This is a genomic window from Actinomadura sp. CNU-125, from assembly GCF_001942465.1.
In the GTDB taxonomy this organism is placed as follows: domain Bacteria; phylum Actinomycetota; class Actinomycetes; order Streptosporangiales; family Streptosporangiaceae; genus Spirillospora.
Genome location: NZ_MKJY01000355.1, coordinates 20,352 through 35,026, shown reverse-complemented (window position 1 = coordinate 35,026; position 14,675 = coordinate 20,352). Strand labels below are relative to the sequence as shown.

The window sequence follows — 14,675 nt, the reverse complement described above, 5'->3', positions numbered from 1 at the left end:
CCTACCTCTTGATCTTCCGGGTACCGACGACCCCGAGCAGCGGCCACCCCGACGCCGCCACCAGGTCACGAACCGTCTCCAGCCCCGACACCGCGGTGACCGGACCGACCACGACGACGACACCGGCGTCGGCGTCCGCGCCCGGGTCGACGTCCTCGAACGCGTGCACGTGGCACGGCTCCCGCGACGGCACGGGCGTCCGCTTGCGCTGCGCGACCTCGCCGGGAGTCTTCTTCGCCATCACCGCGGTGCTCGCCCGCACCACCGACGTGCTCGTCTTCGGCTCGGCGGGCCCGGTGCTGTTCACGGACGGCCCGTCGCCCTCGTCCTCGGCGTGCGAGGTCGGCTCGTCCGGTTCGTTCGCCTTCGCCGCTTCCGGGGTGACGAGCTTCGTCTCGTCCCCGTACACCGCCGACGCCACCGCCGACACGACCTCGGCGGGCAGCGGGCCGGGCGCCCCGACCACCGTGATCTGCCCGACGCCCTCCTTGCGGGCCGCGAGCCGCGTGCGCCGCCCGAGGTCCGCCAGCTCGCCGGGCCCGCGGTCGGCCCAGCCCAGCAGCGGGACGCCCAGCCGCCGCGCCACCCGGCGCTGCCCCGGCACCGTCGGCCGCAGCATCTCCGCGACCACCGCGATCAGGATCGCCAGCACCAGCCCGACCAGCCCCGCGATCGCCGCCAGCATCACCAGCGGGTTCGACTCCGGCGCGAGCACCGCCGGCTGCACCACCGACGCCGACCCCGCCGACGTCAGCTCCGACGTCAGCTCCGCCCGGCTCGACCGCAGATCCGTCAGCTCCGCCTGAACGCGCTCGCGCTCGTTCATCGCGCCGACGTCGGGCACCGGCCCGGACGCCTCCCGCGCCAGCGGCGCCAGATCCTCCTCCAGCTCCCGGATCCGGTCGTTGATCTCGTCGATCCGCTCGTTCAGCGCGCCCTGGTTCGACTCGTTGATCTGCTCGATCACCGCCGCGCCGAGCGCGTCCGCGAGCTTGCGCGCCGTCCCCGGATCGGTGTCCTCGACCGACAGTTCGACGATCGTCGACGTGCCGAGCCCGGTCACCTTGATCTTCTTCGCGAGCTCCCGCGGCGTCCGGTCGATCTTCTCCTTCTTCAGCACCGCGGTGAGCAGGTTCTCGCTCGTCGCGTAGGCGCTCACCTGGCTGACCACGATGCTCACGCCCGCGTCCCCGACGGCCGCGTCGGTCACGCTGCTGCTCGCCTCCAGCCGGGTCTGCGCGACCGCGGGCGGCTCCCGCCCGTTCATCACGAACCCCACGACCAGCACCGGGACAACCGTCAGGACCAGCAGGAGCGCCCAGTAACGGCGCCCTACCCGCGCGGCGACTTCGTCGAGTTCCACGATCTTCCCTCCGCCTTCGTCAGGCTGAGCGTAAGAACGTGATAACCGCGCGAAATCGCCCAAAAGACGACCTCGGCCTACGCCGTTTGCATCAGTCCCTGGGCCGCATCCCCGCCCGCATCGCGAGCGTGATCGCCTCCAGCGCCGAATGCATCCCGAGTTTGGCCAGCAGGTTCTGCGTGTGCGTCCGCACCGTGTTCGCCGACAGCCCCAGCCGCTCCGCGATCTCCGCGCGGCCCAGACCGTCCACCATGCACTGCAGGACCTCCCGCTCCCGGGGCGTCAGCTCCGGCAGCCGCTCCTCGTCGTCCTCGCCCGTCAGCCGGCGCAGCACCTCGCCCAGCAGCTCCGGCGGGATCCACCCGCCGCGCCGCGCCGCCGACCGGATCACTCGCGCCACCAGCTCCGCGCTCTCGGTCTTCGACAGCCACCCCACCGCGCCCCGCCGCACCGCCTGCACCAGCGTGCCGAGGTCGCTCATCGCCGTCAGCACCACCACCCGCACGTCCGGATGCGACTCCCGCAGCCGGTCCAGCACGTCCAGCCCGCTCTCCGCGCCGAGCGTCATGTCCAGCACGACGACCTGCGGCCGCTCGGTCGACGTCAGCGCCAGCGCCCGGCGCGCGTCGGCGGCGATCGGCAGGATCACCAGATCGGGCTCCCGGCCCAGCCGGGCGGCGAGCGCCTCGGCGAACAGCGTGTGATCGTCCACGATGAGGACGCGGATGGGTCGCATCCCCCGACAATGCCGCCTCCACCGGCCGTCCGGATCCTGCAAACGCTGTACGCCGGGCCCTTCTCGCGCGCCCGGGACAGGAACCGTGCGCGGACGCCCCGGCGCCCCCCGCGGTTCACGCCCGTCCGGACGCGGACAGCGGCGTTGACCGCCTCCGGCACGCTGCGGATTCTGTGCGTGTCCAGGCACTGGCTTCAGGGGAATGCCACATGAAAGTCCTGATCACCGGGGGAGCCGGCTTCATCGGCAGCACGATCGCGTCCGTTTTCGCCGAACACGGCGTGACGCCCGTCGTGCTCGACAGCCTCGTCACGGGCCGGCCGGAGTTCACCGCGGGCAAGATCTTCTACCAGGGCGACATCGGCGACGGGGAGCTGATCGACACGATCTTCCGCGACCACGCCGACATCGTCGCCACCGTGCACTGCGCGGCGCTGATCGTCGTGCCCGACTCCATGCGGGACCCGCAGCGCTACTACCGGGTCAACCTCGCCAAGACGCTCGACCTCGCGGGCCATCTCGTCCGGAACGGCGCCGATCGGATGATCTTCGCGTCGACCGCCGGGATGTACCGTCCCGAACCCGACCTCTCGGTCGCCGAGACCTCGGCGCTCGAACCCCAGAACCCCTACACCCGCTCGAAGATGATGGCCGAACTGCTCCTCCGGGACCTCTGCAAGGCGCACGGCCTCCGCGTCATCTCCCTCCGCTACCTCAACCCCATCGGCGCCGACCCGCAACTGCGCTCCGGCCTGCAGAGCAGCAAGCCGACGCACGCCCTCGGCAAGATGATCGAGTGCTACGAGCAGGGCACCCCGTTCCAGATCACCGGCGTGGACTGGGACACCCGCGACGGCACCGCGATCCGCGACTACATCCACGTGTGGGACATCGCCCGCGCCTTCCACGAGGCCGCGACCCGCTTCGACTCGGTCGTCCCGCCGCTGTCCGACCACCCCGGCTACGAGGTGATCAACCTCGGCACCGGCGACGGCACCACCGTCCGCGAACTCGTCACCGCGTTCCGCGAGGTCGTCGGCGACGCCTTCCGCGCCGAGGACGCGCCCGCGCGTCCGGGCGACGTCGTCGGCGCGTTCGTCCGTCCGGACAAGGCGTGGGACCTGCTGCGCTGGAAGCCCGAGTACACGATCGAGGACGCCATCCGGCACTCCCTCAAGTGGGCCGAACACCGCCGCGCCCTCGCCTCCTGACGTCCCGCGGCCCGTCCGGACGAAGCCGGGCGGGCCGCCGGACGAGCACCGCGACGGCGACCGCCGCCGCGGCGGCCAGCACGAGCCAGCGGGCGACCTGCTCGGCGGCCGACAGCGGCACCAGCGGACTCGGCCCGCGGAACACGAGCATCTCCAGCGCGGCACCGGCGGGAACGGCGAGCCCCGCGAGCAGCCCGAGCGGCCCCGGCCGTCCGACGCGGCTGCCCAGCGCGCCCAGCGCGGGCCCGGCCACCGCACCCGCGACCGCCCAGAACACGAGCGAACTCGCGTGCATGCCGAACGGCTCCCCGCGGAAAACGGGGTCGAGCACGTAGTACGCCGCCGTGGCCGCCACCAGCGCCGCCGTCCCGGCGAGGGCCCCGGGGACGGGACGGCACGCGTACCATCCGACGGCCACGGCGAGCGCGGCCCACGACCACCCCACGCCCAGCAGTCGGCTCACGACCTGCAGCACCGGCGCGACGGCCGTGCCCGCGAGCGGTTCGCCGACGGCGGTGTAGGGGCTCGACAGCGCGTTCATCGTCGACGTGGCCGCGCCGAACACGACCCCGATCGCCACGGCGACGAGCACTTTGATCATTGGGCGACTATCGCAGGTCCCGGACGCGCGGCTCCGCCCGGCGTCCGGGCTCAGCGCGGGGCGGCGCAGCCGTCGCAGAGGGTCTTCAGCCAGGCCCGGTCGCGGAGTTCCCCCGGCTCGCCGCACGCCTCGCAGATCGTGCCCGACTCCTGCTCGGCGGCGCGGACGAGCGCCGTCGCCGCGCCGTCCTCCGCCTCGAAGCGCGCCTCCTGGTCGGGGTCCGGCCTGCCGGTGATCCCCATGCTCATCTGGCGCACCATGCCGGTGAGGAGATAGACGCGCAGGAGGCCGTACTTCTCCTTGACCTGCTGGACGCCGTAGGTGGGGCTGACGCCCAGCAACTCCTCGTGCAGGCGTCCCAGCAGCGGATGCCAGCCAGGGCCGACGGCGTCGAGGTGATCGGGAATCTGCTGCGGTGCTCGCTGATCGGATACCGCCGGGTCGGACGTCATTCCGCTGCCTCCGTTCGGGCCGCCGCCCGCGCCCGCCGCGGGCGCGCGGTCCGCACGATAGCAACGTCGCGGCCCCGGCGAGCGGCCGTCCCACGAGTTACCAGTTGTCGCACTGTGTGTCTATGTCTTGCCAGAGTGTGATCCTTCACTTGCCCGATAGTCACCTCTCGTATGTATTTATTCACCATCAGTGACAAGCTCTTGGTGGAACGAGGACGTCGCGAGATCTTCGGGAGGCCGCATGGGCGTCGGGCAGTCTGCGGAGGGGCACGTCCCGTGGCGGATGCCCGGGCCCATCGGGCTCGGCACCGGCGGGACCGCGGTGCCGCGGCCCGGCCCGTCCTGCACCCTCCGGACCTGGGGCGACGGTTCCGCGTCGCCCCTCTACGTCCCGGCCGTCGAACGGGTCGACGCGATCCTGGCCGCCGACGTCGAGGCGCGCCTGCGCACCTGGGCCGCCGCCCTCGGCTTCCGCGACGACGAACTGGACGCGATGGGCTCCGCGGGCTTCGGCCGCCTGGCGATGCTCACCCACCCCGACACCGACGACCCCGACGCGCTGCTGACCGCCGCGAAGCTGAACGCGAGCTGGTGGGCCGCCGACGACTACTACGCCGACGACACCGCGCTCGGCGCCGTCCCCGAACTGCTGCCGCCCCGGCTGGCCCTGGTCATGTCCGCGATGGACCGGCCGCCGGACGCCGGCGACTTCACGCCCCCGCTGGACGAGGCGCTCACCGGCGACCTCGTGCCGCGGATGCTGCGGTCGGCCACCGACCACCTCGCCGCGCGCACCAGCCCCGCCGTCGTCCAGCGCGTCTGCTACTCGACGTTCGCGATGTTCGTGAGCTGGACGGCCTACGCCGCGTGGCGCGAGACCGAGCGGCACCCGCCCGCCTGGGAGTACCTCGCGGCCCGCCAGCACGACAGCTTCTACACCTCGATGACGCTGATCGACGCCGTCGGCGGCTACGAACTGCCCGCCGAGCTGTACTACCGGCAGCGCGTCCGCGACGCCCTGTTCCGCGCGGGCACCGCGTCCGTCCTCGTGAACGACCTGTTCTCCGTCGCGAAGGACGCGGCCGACGAGAAGCCCGTCTGCAACATGGTCCTGCTCGTCGCCGCCGACCGGGACTGCTCCGTCGAAGAGGCGACCGAGGCCGTCGTCGACCTGCACAACGACTTCGTCCGCGGCTTCGAGCGGGCCCGCACCGAATTGTCCGTCGTGCCGTCCCCCCAGCTCCAGTGGTTCCTGCGCGGCGCGCAGTCCTGGATGGGCGGCGGCTTCGAATGGCACGCCACCAACGAGCGCTACGCCTGACTTCGTCCGACCCCCCGTCTACAGGAGGAACGCCCATGTCCACGACCACGCACGTGCTCAAGAGCCCCTACCAGCGTTCGGTCGCCGACTACTGGAACCAGGAGCGCAACCCGGTGAACCTCCTGCTGGGGGCGGTGGACGGCATCTACCACCACCACTACGGCATCGGCGAGCCGAACTGGTCGGTGCTGGAGGGGCCGCAGGAGACGCGCGAACAGCGCACCATCGAGGAACTGCACCGGCTGGAGACCGCGCAGGCCGGGCTCCTGCTCGACCGGCTCGGCCCGATCCCGGCGGACGGGCGGCTGCTGGACGCCGGGTGCGGCCGGGGCGGCACGAGCCTCATGGCCAACCTGCGGTTCGGCTGCCGCGTGGACGGCATCTCCATCTCCGAGGAGCAGGTCAGGTTCGCCAACGAGCAGGCCGCGCAGCGCGGAGTGGCCGACTCCGTCGGCTTCTCCTTCCGCAACATGCTGTCGACCGGATTCGAGTCGGGCACCTTCGACGGCATCTGGAACAACGAATCCACGATGTACGTCGACCTGCACGACCTCTTCGCCGAGCACAGCAGGCTCCTCAAGCGCGGCGGCCGCTACGTCACGATCACCGGCTGCTACAACGACGTCTACGGGCTGCCGTCCCGGGCCGTCAGCGAGATCAACTCGCACTACATCTGCGACATCCACCCCCGCAGCGCGTACTTCAAGGCGATGGCCGAACACGACCTCGTCCCGATCACCACCATCGACCTCACCGAGGCGACCATCCCCTACTGGCGGATGCGCGCCCGCTCGCCGCACCTGGCCACCGGCATCGAGAAGGCGTTCCTGGAGGCGTACACCGGCGGCAGCTTCCACTACCTGCTGATCGCCGCCGACCGCGTCTGACGAGGGAAGCGCGATGACCTCACTTCAGGACGTCCCGCCGGGCCCGCTCAGCCTGTCGACGGACACGGCCCGCCTCCTGGCGACCACCACGAAGACCCGGCCGCAGATGCAGGCCGTCTCGTCGCGGTGGCTGCTGCGCAAGCTCCCGTGGGTCGAGGTGTCCGGCGGCACCTACCGGGTCAACCGCCGCCGCGTCACCACCGCCCGGCCGCGGCTGCTCGCCTTCCGGTGGGGGGCGTCCGGCGTCCGCGTTGCGCCGGACTCCCTCGCCGGGTTCCCCGCGCTGCACGGACTCGACGCGGCCGTCCTCGCCGAACTCGCCGAACGGTTCACCGCACGCGACGTCGAACCCGGGGACGTCCTGGCCGGTGAGGGCGCCCCGGTGACGGAGGTGCTGGCCGTCGCGCGCGGACGCGTCGAGCGGATCGGCACCGCCCGGTACGGCGGGACGGCGATGCTCGGGGTCCTCACCGACGGACGGCACGCGGGCGGCGACCTCCTCGCGGCCGACACCGAGCCCGTCTGGCGGGAGACCCTGCGGGCCGCCACGCCCGCGACCGTCCTCGCGCTGCCCCGCGAGGCGCTCGCCGAACTGGCCGACGCGAACCCCGCGCTGCGCGCCCACCTCGCCGCCCACCGCGCGGCGGCGTCCGAGCCCGCCAACCGGCGAGGGGAGGCGGACATCCGGCTCGCCTCGGGCCACGACGGCGAACCGCCGCTCCCCGACACCTTCGCCGACTACGACACCGGGCCGCTGGAGATCGAGCTGGCGGTCGCCCAGACCGTCCTCAACCTCCACACCCGGGTCGGCGACCTGTACAACGGGCCGATGGACCAGGCGGAGGAGCAACTGCGCCTGGTGGTGGAGGCGCTGCGGGAACGGCAGGAATGGGAGCTGGTCAACAACCCCGAGTTCGGGCTCCTGCACCAGGCCGACGACTCGCAGCGCATCGCGTCCTGGTCCGGCCCGCCCACCCCGGACGACATGGACGACCTGCTCGCGATGCGACGCGGCACCCGCCTGTTCCTCGCCCACCCGAAAGCGATCGCCGCGTTCTTCCGCGAGTGCACCCGCCGCGGCGTGTACCCCGACCAGATCGTCGAGGGGGAGAAGCGGCTGCTCGGCTGGCGCGGCGTCCCGATCTACCCGTGCGGGAAGATCCCGGTGACGTCCGACCACACGTCGTCGATCATGGCCCTGCGCACCGGCGAGGACGACTCGGGCGTCGTCGGCCTGCACCAGACGGGCCTCCCCGGCGAGTACGAACCGTCGCTGAACGTCCGGTTCATGGGCATTACGGAGGAGGCGATCGCCCGCTACCTGGTGAGCGCGTACTTCAACGCGGCGATCCTCGTCCCCGACGCCCTCGGCGTCCTCGAAGGCGTGGAAATCGCGACCCCCCGCACCTGACGTGACCGTTGACCTGCGGCGTGTTGCCCTTAAAAGCGGCCGGATAAGGGCAACACGCCGCAGATCAACGACACCGGTGGATGCCGCACTACTAGCTTGAGATCCAACTTCCAAGGATCACGTCGGTGCGGGTTGCCAAGATGGGGCGATGCCCGACGAAACCGGCGACCAGCCGATGCCGATCTGGACGTGCTGGAACCATTGGATCGCGATCTCCACCGACGACCAGGCCGGCGTCATGCGGACCCTTGGCCTGTCAAAGGCCGAACCGGCCTCACCTTCGCTCAAGCGCAAGAGGTGATCGACGCCGACGGCCATGGCGATTCTGAGGACGATCGATCGCTGGCGCGCGTTTACGTCACGCCCGAGGTCGAAGGCTGGACGCTGGTCATCGGAGCCTGGTGCGATCCCTACGACGAGCAGCGCCGCCACGATGTGCTTGCGCTGTGTCGTCGGCTCAGCAGGCGCTATGGCCGGGCGCAGGCGTACTACTACGGTGCCCAGGGCGACGGCTCGACCTGGCTGCTGACCGAACACGGCACCGTAATGCGCCGGTACTCGGCCGTCGGGCTGGATGACGAATTGCTGACACTGGGCGATCCATTGCCACAGGAACGAGCCGCCTGGCACGAGCAGTTGAGGTACCCGCTCGACTGGGACCCCTCCACCGCCGACGAGGAACAAATCGAGGAATGGCGGCGGGTGGCGTTCGACCTGGCTCCCGAGATTTCCGCCTTCCATGGCATCAGTCCGATGGACTTCGATCAAGGAATGCGGATAAGAGGAACCGGCCTGCTCGCGCGGGCCCCGTCGGCGCCCTCGCATCACGATGGAAGCTGACGAGGTTCTGGAACGTCCAGCCAGATGCGCGCCGGGCGAATGAGGTTAAATCTCACGACTGAGGCGTGTTTAAAAAGTTCGGTTGGCATGGCAGCTTCCAGGCTCGTGACGAGCCGCACATCATCGACGATCGCGAGCGGTCGCCAGTCCGTGAGGCGAAATTCCCGAGCATCCGAATCTCCAGGAATGGTCGAGATAGCCGGGTCTGGTCGGTTCCTTCTGCGTCGCGACGCCGTGTGCTCACTGTCGCTGGAGGAGCGATTTGCTGGAACGTTAGGCCGGAGAGGTCACGTGGTCGTTGCTAGTCGGCCCTGTCGGAAGCGCAGCGTGGTCTCCAGGTTCACGGTGCGGTCGCGGATGGGGGCCCCGAGGACGAGTTCGGCGTGCAGCGTCGCGTGGACTTCGTCCCCGCGCGTTTCGCCGAAGGCGATGCGGGTGACGTCGACAGGGTTGTGGGTGCCGACGAGGTAGATCGATCCGTCGATGTAGCCGTCCTCGGGATTCACCGGGAAGGTGAAAGTGCGGGCGCTGAGCGCGGTGAGGTTTTCGGCCGGGAGGCTGATGAAGTCGAGCCTGAATTCTGTTTCGACGAGTTCGGGTCCTGCTTGCCCCGGCCGAAAGGTCTCCGGTTCGTACTCGTCGTCGGCGGAGAAGGGCTCCAGCGGGATGTCGATGCTCCAGGTCCCGGCGACGGGGCTGTCGAGGTCTGCCGTGTAGTAGGTGATGGTGCCCGGCTTGAGACGGAGAAGCTCGTCGCTGAAGTCGATCACGGAGTTGACCGTAGCGTCGTGTGGTCAGGCTTGGGTTAGGGCGTAGAGGAGTGGGCGTAGGCGGTCGGTGGTGTTCTGCTCCTGCCGCCAGACGAGCCGTAGGCGGAGGGGCGGTGTCTGGACGTCGACGGCTTCGAGGCGGCCGGAGTCGAGGTCGCTCGGGCCGCGAACTCGGGGAGGAGCGCGATTCCGCGGCCGGTGGCGACCCATTCGCGGACCTGCGCCAATCCGCCGACGGCGGTGAGATCGACGTCGGGGCCGAGCCAGCGTTGGGCGGCCATCCAGAAGGAGCAGCGCGGCTCGCGTCCGATCAAGCCTCCGGTTTTCTGGATTTCTTGCATGCTCACGCGGTGTCCGAGAAGCGGGTGCTTTGGCGGGGCGACGACCGTCATGGCGACCTCGCGGACGTCCACGTACTCCAGGTCTGGGGCGGGGCTGGGGAAGCCGAGGTCGCCGATGTGGTCGCCGAGGTCGAGGAGGACGGCCGCGTCGATCTCGTTGTGTTCGAGTGCGTTGAGGAGACGGTTGCGGTCGGGGTCCGGGCGTAGATGCACCCGGAGATCGGGACGCGCTTGCCTCAGGTCGTCGAGGACGGCCGGTAGGAGTTCGTCCGCGATGGAGGCTTGTGCTCCGACGGCGAGGGGCGGTGCGGCGCGGAGCCGTTCGGCCGCGCCGTCCAGTACTTCGAGGGCTTCGGCGGCCGTGACCAGGTAGGAGCGGCCGGAAGCCGTCGGGTGCATGCCGGCGCGGTCGCGGGTGAACAGCGGTGTTCCGAGTTCGGCTTCGAGGCGGCGTACCCGGTCGGAGACCGAGGACGGTGCGAGGCCTTGAGTCGCCGCGGTCTTGTTGACCGTCCGATGCTGCAACAGCGCGACGGCGGTCCGGAGTTGGTCCAGGTCCACGTGCTCACTTTAGGCAGGTGTTCGGAGTTGCCGAATGGTGGTGCGATGGTGCCGGTCGTGCGGAATGCGGCGGCGGCGGAATCTGTGGGTCGTTCTTCTTCACCGGACCGAGGAGATCCATGTCGTCCATCCCCGCTCGGCGACCGGCCCAGTTGGTGGGTATTTCGCTGGCCTACTTCATGGTGCTGCTGGACACCACGGTGCTCGCCGTGGCCGAACCCGACATCATGAGTTCGCTCGACGTCGGGGTCGTCGGCGTCGGCTGGGCCACCACGATCTACACGCTGGCGCTGGCGTCCGCGCTGGTGTTCGGGGGCGGCCTCGCCGACCGCGTGGGGGCTTACCCGGTGTTCGTCGGCGGGGTGATCGGCTTCGGGACGACCTCGCTGGCGTGCGCGCTCGCGCCCGACCTGGCGTTCCTGCTCGTGTTCCGGGCGCTGCTGGGCCTCTTCGCCGCGGCGATCATCCCGAGTTCGCTGAGCTTGATCGCCGCTCTTTACCGCGAGCCCGGACCGCGCGGCCGGGCCATCAGCGCCTGGGCGGCGATCAGCGGCGCCGCCATGGCCGCGGGCCCCGTGCTCGGCGGTCGGCTTGTGACTTCGGACGGCTGGCGCACCGTCTTCGTGATCAACGTGCCGCTGGCGCTCGTCGTCCTCGTGCTCTGCCGCACGCGGGTCGTGAGCGCACGGTACGCGCGTGCGACGTCCTGGCTTCCGCATCTCGGGTTGGCGGCGACGCTCGCCGTGGCGACGCTCGCGATCACCCAGGCGGGTCGACGCTCCTGGCTCCCGGCGGCGCTGCTCGGGGTGGTTGCGTTGGGGCTGGCGTACGGCACGGTGATCATTGATCGGGCCTCGGCGGCACCGATCGTCCCGGCGGCTCTGCGCCGCAACCGGGCGGTGTGGGTCGGTTTCGGGTGGGGCGCGGCGGTCAACTACGCCCTCACGACGGTGATCTTTTCGCTTCCGCTCCTGCTCCACGCGACCGCGGAGGAGGTGGGGACGACGCTCCTGCCGATGACGCTGCTGGTCGCTCTGAACCCGCTGGTCACGGGACGGCTCGTCGCCGCCTACGGACCCCTGCGGCCGATCCGGACGGGCTTCGCGGCCTTCCCGATCGGCCTCGGGCTCGTCGCCGTCGCGACGGCCGGGCACGAACGGCCGCTCGTCCTCGGCTTCGGTCTGCTGCTGTGCGGCCTCGGGGTCTCCTGGACTCTGCCCGCGCTGGTCGGGTTCGCCATCGGACATGCCGCTCCGGAGGCCGCCGGTTCCGTCGGCGGCATCCTCAACGCCACCCGTCAGGTCGGTGCCACCGTCGCCGCCGCGGTCGCGGGCGCCACCCTGGCCCATCGTGACGACGGTGCGGCCGTTGTCCCGTTTCTGATCGCGGCGATCGTCTGCGTACTCGGGTTCGTCAGTGCCATGTTGCCGAGCCTTTCCCGGGTGAAGACGTCGTCCCGGAGCAAGGCCGCCGAAGCGCCGCCGAAGTGAGCCGAGTCGGTGCGGGTGGGCATCATCGACGAGGTCGGGCGCGCCGATGCGGTCGAATTCATCGAGCGGTTCTCGGCGGCGGGCTCGGAGCGACCGGGTTTTCCGGGGCCGGGCGCAGGGCTATCAGGGCTATGTCGTCGGTGCCGTCGGCGCCGAGCCTGATGAGCAGTTCGTCGCAGAAGACGCCGAGGGGCGCGTCGGCGAGGGCGGCGGTCTGGACGCGGAGTCGTTCCATCGAGTCGGCGATGGGTTCGTCGCGGCGTTCGATGAGGCCGTCGGTGTACAGCAGGACGGTCGAGTGCGCGGGCAGCGGCGTACGGGCCGTGGGGCGCGGGAGGTCGACGCCGGTGCCGAGCATGAGGCCCGCGCCGTCGTCGAGGAAGCGGGTGTCGCCGTCGGGGAGCGTCAGCAGCGGCGGCAGGTGACCGGCGGACGAGTGGACGAACTCCCACGGGCCGGAGCCCTTGACGAGGGCGTAGACGCAGGTGGCGGTGACTTCGTCATCGGTCAGGAGCCGGTTCGCCGCGTCGAGGTGGTGCAGGACCGTCGAGGGGGGTTCCTGGCAGACGACGGCGACGCCGCGCATCATGCTGCTCAGCCGGCTCATCGCGGCGGTGGCGTCGATGTCGTGGCCGGAGACGTCGCCGATGACCAGGGCGAAGTCGCCGTTGGGGAGGCAGAAGCCGTCGTACCAGTCGCCGCCGACCTGGGCGGTGATGGTGGACGGTGCGTAGCGCGCGGCGACCTGCAGGTTCGGGATCGTGGGCAGGGTCGGGAGCAGCGACTGCTGGAGGCGTTCGGCGATCGTGCGGGCCTGGTCGTACAGGCGCGTGTTCTCGATCCCGATGGCGATTCCCCGGGCCAGGTCCTGGACGAACGCGAGGTCGCCGCGGGTGGGCGGTTCGGGGGTGGTGCGGCCGAGGGTGAAGGTGCCGAGGACGTCGCGGTGGGCGCGCAGCGGGGCGATGACGGCGTTGTCGGTGCCGAGCGCCTCGAACAGTTCGGCGTGCCGGGCGTCGAGGGGGCTGTCGCCCTGCGGGGTCGCGTCGGTGAGCGGGCCGGCGCCGCGCAGGGCCCGGGCGAGCGGCCCGCGGGCGGCGTGCGTGAGCGGGGGGAGCGGGCCTTCGAACGCGGCGGGCGGCGGCCGGTCCGGGTCGTGGTGGACGACGATCCTGCGTTCCAGCGAGCCGTGCTCGCCGAGCAGGACCACCGAGCACCAGTCGGCGAGGCGCCGGGTCAGCATCCGGCCGACCTGGCGGAGGCCCTGCGTCAGGTCCGGGGCGCGCTGAGCGCGCGCTCGCAGTCGGTGAGGAGGGCGAGCCGTTCCAGCGGCGACAGGCCGATGTTCGGGCCGGGCGCACGCCGTTCGGTGCGGGGCCTTTCGGGTTCGCGTTCCTCCTCGGGGCTTTCGGCGCGCTCGGACGGCTCGGGCGCGGCCGTCCGGGGGAAGAGCTGGGCGACGAAGACGGTGCGCCCGTCGTGCAGCTCCTGGCTCTGGATGAGCAGGCGGATGGGGATCGGCCTGCCGTCGCTGTGCAGGGCGGGGAGCGGCACGGCCCGGCCGAGGATGCGCGGGCGGCCGGTGAGCAGGAGGGACGTGAACGCGGCGACGTGCCGTTCGCGCAGGTGCTCGGGGACGAGCATGGTGAGCCGCTCGCCGACGAGCTCGTCGGCGCTCCAGCCGAGGAGGTCGGTCACCGACTCGTTGACCGCGATGATGCGGTTCGCGTCGTCGACGGCGATCGTCGGGAGCCTGCTGCCCTGCACCTGGTCGGAGTCCCAGGGCATCAGGTCGAGGGGGCTCGCGGTGGGGTCGCGGGGGACGACCGTCCAGGCGATGGGCTGCCCGCCGCCGAGCTGGCCGATGATCTCGTCGAGCATCCAGTCCTGCATGGCGGTGGTCTGGGGGAGGGACGGACGGCTCAGGATGTGCTCGCCGCGGGCGGCTTCCTCGGCCAGGTCGAGGACGCGCCGCAGGGTGACGATGCCCGGCGCGGCGTCCGCGGGGACCGACAGCGGCAGGGTGCGGATGTCGGCGTCGGACGGGTGTTCCGCGGCCGCGGCCAGCAGCCGGGCGCCGATCATGTTGTTGACGTCGTGCGCGGTGCGGAGATCGTCCGGGCGTATCCCGAGCGGTCGTCCGCCGGCGGAGGCGAGCAGGAATTCGCGCAGGACCGCGTACCGGTGCTGCTGGGCGGCCATGCACAGCGCCCAGGGGACGTCGACGAGCGTCACGGCCCGGTGCGCGGTGTCGTGGGGGGCGCGTTCCCACCCGGAAGGGGCGGCGGGGCGCCCGAGTTCGAACCACACCGTTTTGCCGTGTTCGCCCATGTCGACGCCGTGCCGGGACGCGAGCTGCTCGACCAGGTACAGGCCGCGTCCCGTGTCGGCGTAGGGGTGGCGGCGCTGCGGCACCAGGTCGAGGCGGGGCGCGCGGTCGGCGACCCGCGCGCGGACGCCGCCGCCCGCGACCCGGACCGACACCTCGACCTGGGTGCGGGCGTGCAGGACCGCGTTGGTCACCAGTTCGCTGACCAGGAGGACGGCCGTGTCCGCCACGTCCGGGGCGACGGCCCCTTCCAGCCGGCCCCGGACGAACCTCCGGGCCAGCGCGGAGCTTTCCGGCCGCGCCGGTAGCGACCGTGCCGCCCCCACGGCATCGTCCTCGCCCATAGCTCCGATTTCTGCCCG

The 14,675-nt window shown here is 71.4% G+C and carries 15 protein-coding genes; 7 read left to right on the top strand and 8 right to left on the bottom strand.

What is annotated here, in order from left to right:
• Nucleotide 1: 1 nt before the first annotated feature.
• Together BJF79_RS33115 and BJF79_RS33110 are read right to left on the bottom strand one after the other, a co-directional pair.
• The gene (locus BJF79_RS33115) at nucleotides 2-1,363 is read right to left on the bottom strand and encodes a hypothetical protein (RefSeq protein ID WP_075903371.1); all 1,362 of its coding nucleotides are present in this window, start codon (nucleotides 1,361-1,363) and stop codon (nucleotides 2-4) included.
• A 91-nt stretch (nucleotides 1,364-1,454) separates the two neighbouring features.
• Nucleotides 1,455-2,099: a response regulator gene (locus BJF79_RS33110; protein ID WP_075903369.1), complete on the bottom strand. Its 645-nt coding sequence runs from the start codon at nucleotides 2,097-2,099 to the stop codon at nucleotides 1,455-1,457.
• Nucleotides 2,100-2,308: 209 nt separating this feature from the next.
• Between BJF79_RS33110 and galE the strand changes: the two genes are divergently transcribed.
• Entirely contained in the window at nucleotides 2,309-3,310 is a 1,002-nt protein-coding gene (gene galE, locus BJF79_RS33105) for a UDP-glucose 4-epimerase GalE (RefSeq protein WP_075903367.1), read from the top strand.
• Here the strand turns inward: galE and BJF79_RS33100 are convergent.
• Nucleotides 3,273-3,911: a DUF6518 family protein gene (locus BJF79_RS33100; protein WP_075903365.1), complete on the bottom strand. Its 639-nt coding sequence runs from the start codon at nucleotides 3,909-3,911 to the stop codon at nucleotides 3,273-3,275. The genes galE and BJF79_RS33100 overlap by 38 nt on opposite strands.
• A gap of 50 nt (nucleotides 3,912-3,961) precedes the next feature.
• Nucleotides 3,962-4,363, bottom strand: a complete 402-nt coding sequence (locus tag BJF79_RS33095; RefSeq protein ID WP_075903363.1) for a hypothetical protein — start codon at nucleotides 4,361-4,363, stop codon at nucleotides 3,962-3,964.
• A gap of 241 nt (nucleotides 4,364-4,604) precedes the next feature.
• Here BJF79_RS33095 and BJF79_RS33090 point away from each other — a divergent pair, with 241 nt between their 5' ends.
• The 5 genes from BJF79_RS33090 (at nucleotide 4,605) to BJF79_RS33075 (ending at nucleotide 8,822) form a co-directional block, all read left to right on the top strand.
• Nucleotides 4,605-5,684 (top strand): family 2 encapsulin nanocompartment cargo protein terpene cyclase, encoded by a 1,080-nt coding sequence (locus BJF79_RS33090; RefSeq protein WP_075903361.1) that lies wholly within the window; start codon nucleotides 4,605-4,607, stop codon nucleotides 5,682-5,684.
• Nucleotides 5,685-5,719: 35 nt separating this feature from the next.
• Nucleotides 5,720-6,571, top strand: coding sequence for a geranyl diphosphate 2-C-methyltransferase (locus tag BJF79_RS33085; RefSeq protein ID WP_075903359.1), 852 nt, complete (start codon nucleotides 5,720-5,722; stop codon nucleotides 6,569-6,571).
• A 13-nt stretch (nucleotides 6,572-6,584) separates the two neighbouring features.
• Entirely contained in the window at nucleotides 6,585-7,982 is a 1,398-nt protein-coding gene (locus BJF79_RS33080; RefSeq protein ID WP_075903357.1) for a family 2B encapsulin nanocompartment shell protein, read from the top strand.
• A gap of 148 nt (nucleotides 7,983-8,130) precedes the next feature.
• Nucleotides 8,131-8,283: a hypothetical protein gene (locus tag BJF79_RS62710; protein ID WP_262402902.1), complete on the top strand. Its 153-nt coding sequence runs from the start codon at nucleotides 8,131-8,133 to the stop codon at nucleotides 8,281-8,283.
• Nucleotides 8,280-8,822 (top strand): hypothetical protein, encoded by a 543-nt coding sequence (locus tag BJF79_RS33075; protein ID WP_075903355.1) that lies wholly within the window; start codon nucleotides 8,280-8,282, stop codon nucleotides 8,820-8,822. The genes BJF79_RS62710 and BJF79_RS33075 overlap by 4 nt, the downstream gene beginning before the upstream one ends.
• A 287-nt stretch (nucleotides 8,823-9,109) precedes the next feature.
• Here the strand turns inward: BJF79_RS33075 and BJF79_RS33070 are convergent, their stop codons facing one another.
• Together BJF79_RS33070 and BJF79_RS33065 are read right to left on the bottom strand one after the other, a co-directional pair.
• Nucleotides 9,110-9,592, bottom strand: a complete 483-nt coding sequence (locus tag BJF79_RS33070) for a hypothetical protein (protein WP_075903353.1) — start codon at nucleotides 9,590-9,592, stop codon at nucleotides 9,110-9,112.
• Between the two features lie 35 nt (nucleotides 9,593-9,627).
• On the bottom strand, nucleotides 9,628-10,494 hold the full coding sequence (locus tag BJF79_RS33065) for a LysR family transcriptional regulator (protein ID WP_262402901.1): 867 nt from the start codon (nucleotides 10,492-10,494) through the stop codon (nucleotides 9,628-9,630).
• Between the two features lie 119 nt (nucleotides 10,495-10,613).
• Between BJF79_RS33065 and BJF79_RS33060 the strand changes: the two genes are divergently transcribed.
• Complete coding sequence (locus tag BJF79_RS33060; RefSeq protein WP_262402900.1) at nucleotides 10,614-11,984, top strand: MFS transporter; 1,371 nt, start codon at nucleotides 10,614-10,616, stop codon at nucleotides 11,982-11,984.
• 58 nt (nucleotides 11,985-12,042) lie between these two features.
• Here the strand turns inward: BJF79_RS33060 and BJF79_RS62705 are convergent, their stop codons facing one another.
• Together BJF79_RS62705 and BJF79_RS62700 are read right to left on the bottom strand one after the other, a co-directional pair.
• Nucleotides 12,043-13,227, bottom strand: coding sequence for a PP2C family protein-serine/threonine phosphatase (locus BJF79_RS62705; RefSeq protein ID WP_410050173.1), 1,185 nt, complete (start codon nucleotides 13,225-13,227; stop codon nucleotides 12,043-12,045).
• A 26-nt stretch (nucleotides 13,228-13,253) separates the two neighbouring features.
• Nucleotides 13,254-14,639, bottom strand: coding sequence for an ATP-binding protein (locus BJF79_RS62700; RefSeq protein ID WP_262402899.1), 1,386 nt, complete (start codon nucleotides 14,637-14,639; stop codon nucleotides 13,254-13,256).
• Nucleotides 14,640-14,675 lie beyond the last annotated feature (36 nt).